Here is a 5,102-nt window from a genome sequence, read left to right on the forward strand (position 1 = left end):
ATGGATCGCGAACGGATGAAAGAACTTGCTGAGGAGCAATTTATTAAGCGCCAAGAAGCAACAACTATCACAACTGGTGAAACATCTGATGTCATTTTTATCAATGAACGGAGTTACCGGTTAGTCCATAACTACCGGGAAGCTTATGATCAACAAAAAATGGCGGCCCGATTTAGTGACTTCCTCGAAAAATATGATTTTCTAGTTGGTGACATTGCAGCTGATCAATTGCGGCTACATGGCTTTTATAAGGATGGCGCTACTGGTGTCGCCCGTAGCCAACAAATTTCTGCCCTACAAGACTACTTATATGAAGAAGTTAATTTTGGGGCACCATATTTTGTGTTGGAAAACCTTGAACCACATGATGTTGATGAAGGCGAAGATGAACAACAACCGGTTCATCGTAAGCGTCGTCGTCAACGCCGTTCAAATACCAATACGAACCATTCAAATAACAAAGATGGCGGTAATAACCAGCATCACAAGAGTAAGCCAAAGGGACCGGCAGTGGCTGAGAAGACGAAGCCGGCTGGTAATAAGGCCAAGCATGTGAAGGAACGGGCGAATACTGTTGAAACGAAGGGACATAAAAAGCGCCGGCGTTTCCAGATTCGCGAACGACAAACCACAGAAACGAAGGGATAATCAGTTAACATGGCACAACACTACGATGGATATTTTATTGACTTGGACGGGACGATTTACCAAGGGACGAAGCGCTTTCCAGCTGGGAAACGGTTCATTGAACGCTTGGCTGAATCGTCATCGCAATATCTGTTTGTGACGAACAATTCAACGAAGACACCTGATGAAGTGGCTGCCAATTTAACGGATAATCACGATATTCCCACGACGGCAGAGCAAGTCTACACGAGTGCAATGGCTTTGGCCGATTATTTGGCTGAGTTAGGAGACGTTAAGCGTGTCTTGATGATCGGTGAAATCGGCTTGCAGGTGGCTTTGGAAGCAAAGGGCTTTGAGTTAGTGAGCGAAGGACCAGCTGATGCGGTTGCTATTGGTTTGGATCGTGATATTAACTATGAGAAGTTAGTACAAGCCACCCTTGCTATTCAGCATGGTGCGAAGTTCGTTGCAACCAACGTTGATACAAACTTGCCCAATGAACGGGGGATGTTACCTGGTGCCGGTACGTTGGTGGCTGCTTTGCAAACAGCGGTACAACAAAAGCCGGTTGTCATTGGTAAGCCAGAAACCATTATCATGGCTGGCGCATTGCGTCGAACTGGTTTGACAGCTGACCAAGTGGTTATGGTTGGTGACAATTACAATACGGATATCTTGGCGGGAATTAATGCTGACATTGATACATTGCTGGTCTATACAGGTGTTTCAACGAAAGAGCAAGTTGCCGCGGCTGACAAACAGCCAACCCATGAAGTCGATTCATTGGACGATTGGGAAATCAAATAATAGATTAAAAAGTACGGCTGATGCGATTGCACAGCCGTACTTTTTTTGCGTAATTCAGACTTCCAATGTCAGGTTTTCTGACAAATTAAAAGGTTTCTCATTTTGATAAAAGCCTTTATACGGGCGTTTTATGGGGTTTAGATTGGATAAAATGAGAAATTAAAGAATAACGTTGTTGACACTTACTATTTCTCATAGTATTCTAATGAACATAATATAAGTGCAAGTGAAACGGGGAACGAATTATGAATAAGGTAGTGAAGACTTCAGCTTTGTTGTCAACGGCATTGATTTTGGGATCAGCCTTGGCATCATTGTCTGCAGGAGCAGCAACGTATAAGACGATTAACTGGATGGAAACGGCTGACTTGGGAACCGCTGATCCATCAAAGGCAACAGCATCGGTTGACTTCGATGCGTTGCAAGCCACTGGTGATGGTTTGTACCGTAACGGCAAGGATAACAAGCCTGAATTGGCCTTGGCTGAGTCTGTGCAAAAGTCTGATGATGGGTTGACGTACACGTTTAAGTTGCGTTCAGGCTTGAAGTGGGCGAACGGCGATCCAATTACGGCGCAAGATTTCGTCTATGGTTGGCAACGTACGAATGATCCTAAGACGGCATCACAATATGCCTACTTGTTCTCAGGTATTAAGAATGCGGATGCAATCCAATCAGGTAAGGATAAGAACTTGGACGACTTGGGTGTAAAAGCGCTTGATGATCAAACGCTTGAAGTGACCCTTGAAAAGCCAATGCCACAACTTGAGTCAGTTTTGACGATGGCGCCATTCTACCCACAAAGCAAGGCTTTCGTGGATAAGGTTGGTAGCAAGTATGGAACGGCAGCCAAGTACACGTTGGCTTCAGGTCCGTTTGTATTGAAGGGTTGGACTGGCTCAAACAACAAGTACTCATTGGTTAAGAACAAGAACTACTGGGATGCTGACGCAGTGAAGACGCCAAAGGTTGAGATTCAAACCATCAAGGACCAAAATACGGGTTACAACTTGTACAAGGGGAACAAGCTTGATTTGGCTTACTTGTCATCAGACCAAGTGCGTGCCTCACAAAAGCGTAAGGACTACAAGGTTATTCCAATGGCTTCAACGTTCTACTTGGAGTTTAATGAGAAGAAGGTACCAGCCCTTAAGAACGTTAAGATTCGTCAAGCTTTGTCATACGCAATTGACCGTAAGACTTTGTCTAACAAGGTGTTGAAGGGTAACGCAACTCCAGCCACGACGTTGACGGCCAAGAACTTGGCTAAGGATCCAAACACAGGTAAGGACTTTGCGGAGTCAGCTGCTGTGAAGGGTGCCATTAGCTACAACAAGTCAAAGGCTAAGAAGTTGTTTGCTGAAGGATTGAAGGAAGTTGGCAAGAAGAAGCTTAGCTTGCAATTGTTGACTGACGATACGGATAAGGCTAAGAACACGGCGCAATTCCTGCAATCACAGTTGGAGAACTTGTCAGGATTGAACGTTGATATCAAGCAAGTGCCATTTAAGCAACGTTTGGCCTTCTCACAAGATAAGAAGTTTGAGCTTGTAATCTCAGCATGGGGAGCTGACTACGGTGATCCATCAACATTCTTGGACTTGTACACGTCTGATTCATCATTCAACAACGGTAGCTGGTCAAACGCTGACTACGATGCAGCTGAAAAGGCCGCTAAGACGACTGATGTAAACGATGAGAACAAGCGTTACGACGACTACAAGACGGCTGAACAAACGATTGAAAAGGAAGTCGGTGTGGCACCACTTTACTACCAATCATACGCAACGTTGTACCGTCAATCAGTTAAGGGTGTTGTCTCAAACCCAACTGGTGCACCATTCGACTGGAAGTGGGCTTACAAGAAGTAGGCTGATGAGTTAAAAAGTATTTTGAAACGGCTAGTCCACAGCGATGTGAGTTGGCCGTTTTTTTTGAACATTCTGTGAATTTGATTGCTTATCCTACTGCAACCGCTTACAATTAACCTTGTTAATAAATGAACAAATTCATTGATTCGGGGAGTAATAAACATGTCAGATAAATTAGTAATGGCCTTGGTAGGCTTCGGAAACAGTGCAAATCGTTATCACTTACCATATTTGTTAGAAAATGAAAATGTGGAAATTAAGACGATTTACACGCCATCATTGAACAAGCGCCCGGCAGATCAGGACGCGTTGGTTGCGCGTGGCATTCAATTTACGGATGATTTGGATGCGGTTGTGAATGACCCGGAAATTCAATTTGTGTCAGTTATCACGCCGGCGCCATCTCACTTTGAGCTTGCTAAGCGTTTGTTGGAAGCGGGTAAGAACGTGATAGTTGAAAAGCCATTCGTGACGTCAGTGGCCGAGGGGAAGGCATTGATTGAATTGGCAAACGAGAAGGGCTTGTTGATTACACCATTCCAAAATCGTCGCTTCGATGGTGAATTCATGGAGCTGCAATATGTGTTGGATCACGGCTTTATTGGGGAACCAATCGAATTCGAGTCACACTTTGATTACTTCCGTCCGGGGGCAGCTTCAAACCCAGGCACGCAAATTGACGGTGCCTTCTACGGTTATGGTGTGCACCCGTTGGACCAAATCATTAAGCTCTGGGGTAAGCCAGAAGCTGTGGCGTACGACATCAAGTCAGTCACGAATCCAGAAGGGGTTGACGATAACTTTGATGTGACATTGCACTACGGCAAGTTGCGCGCCAAGATTAAGACGAGTTTCTTGGTGGCTGACCAATATCCAAAGTACATTTTGCATGGTACGAATGGCTCATTCATTAAGTATGGTATGGATGCACAAGAAAATGATATCTTGGCTGGTATTTCACCATCAGAGCCTAATTTTGGGGCCGATAATCCAGATAACTACGGTAAGTTAACGTATATCAATGCGTATGGTGATCCAGTTGAACACAAGATGGAGACGCCACGTGGTAACTACGGCTTGATGTACCAAAACTGTGTCGACGTCATTTTGCATGGGGCTGAGAAGGAAGTAACGGACGAGCAAATCTTGACACAGTTGGAAATTTTGGACGCTGGCTTCAAGGCTGAAGGGCCACACATGCAATACTTTAACTAATTTGGGGATGACGATATGACAGATATTATTTTGGACTGCGACCCAGGCCATGAAGATTTCTTTGGGTTGATGTTGGCGTTGGCGAACACGGATAAGGTAAACATCAAAGCAATTTCAACGACGGTTGCTTATCAGACAGTTGAAAATGTGCAACGCAATGCGATGAAGGCGTTGACGCTATTGGGACGCACGGATATTCCGGTCGCACATGGCGCGGCTAAGCCATTGGTTGAACCGTTTGGCTTGGCTGATAACTGGCGTGAGTTTACAGGTCTGGACGGGGCAGACTTCCCAGAACCAGGGTTTGCGCCATCAGAATTGTCAGGAATTGAATTGATGGCCAAGACGTTGCGTGAAGCTGATGCACCAATGGTGATTGCGATTAGTGGTCCGGTAACGAATGTGGCGTTATTGCTGGCAGCACACCCAGAATTACACGACAAGATTGAAAAAATCGTGTTGATGGGCGGGGCAATTAACACAGGTAATCGTTACCCAGGTGTGGAGTACAATTTTTCAATTGATCCGGAAGCCGCAAAAATCGTAGTAAATAGCGGCGTCCCAGTTGTGATGATTACCCGT

5 protein-coding genes are annotated in these 5,102 nt (G+C 45.2%); all 5 read left to right on the top strand.

Translation table 11 applies throughout. The features are described from left to right. Window positions 1-648: YutD family protein (locus tag WEIDD23_RS03745; protein ID WP_010375072.1), on the top strand; the 648-nt coding region annotated here is incomplete at its 5' end. A gap of 9 nt (window positions 649-657) precedes the next feature. Then, window positions 658-1,434 (top strand): TIGR01457 family HAD-type hydrolase, encoded by a 777-nt coding sequence (locus WEIDD23_RS03750; protein ID WP_010375071.1) that lies wholly within the window; start codon window positions 658-660, stop codon window positions 1,432-1,434. 245 nt (window positions 1,435-1,679) lie between these two features. Then, a complete protein-coding gene (locus tag WEIDD23_RS03755; protein WP_010375070.1) occupies window positions 1,680-3,305 on the top strand; it encodes a peptide ABC transporter substrate-binding protein in 1,626 nt (541 codons plus the stop codon). Window positions 3,306-3,467: 162 nt separating this feature from the next. Next, complete coding sequence (locus WEIDD23_RS03760; protein WP_010375069.1) at window positions 3,468-4,520, top strand: oxidoreductase; 1,053 nt, start codon at window positions 3,468-3,470, stop codon at window positions 4,518-4,520. Between the two features lie 15 nt (window positions 4,521-4,535). Next, on the top strand, window positions 4,536-5,102 hold a 567-nt coding region (locus tag WEIDD23_RS14440; protein ID WP_242865417.1), incomplete at its 3' end, for a nucleoside hydrolase.

Source organism: Weissella sp. DD23 (assembly GCF_001579105.1).
Classification (GTDB): Bacteria; Bacillota; Bacilli; order Lactobacillales; family Lactobacillaceae; genus Weissella; species Weissella cibaria.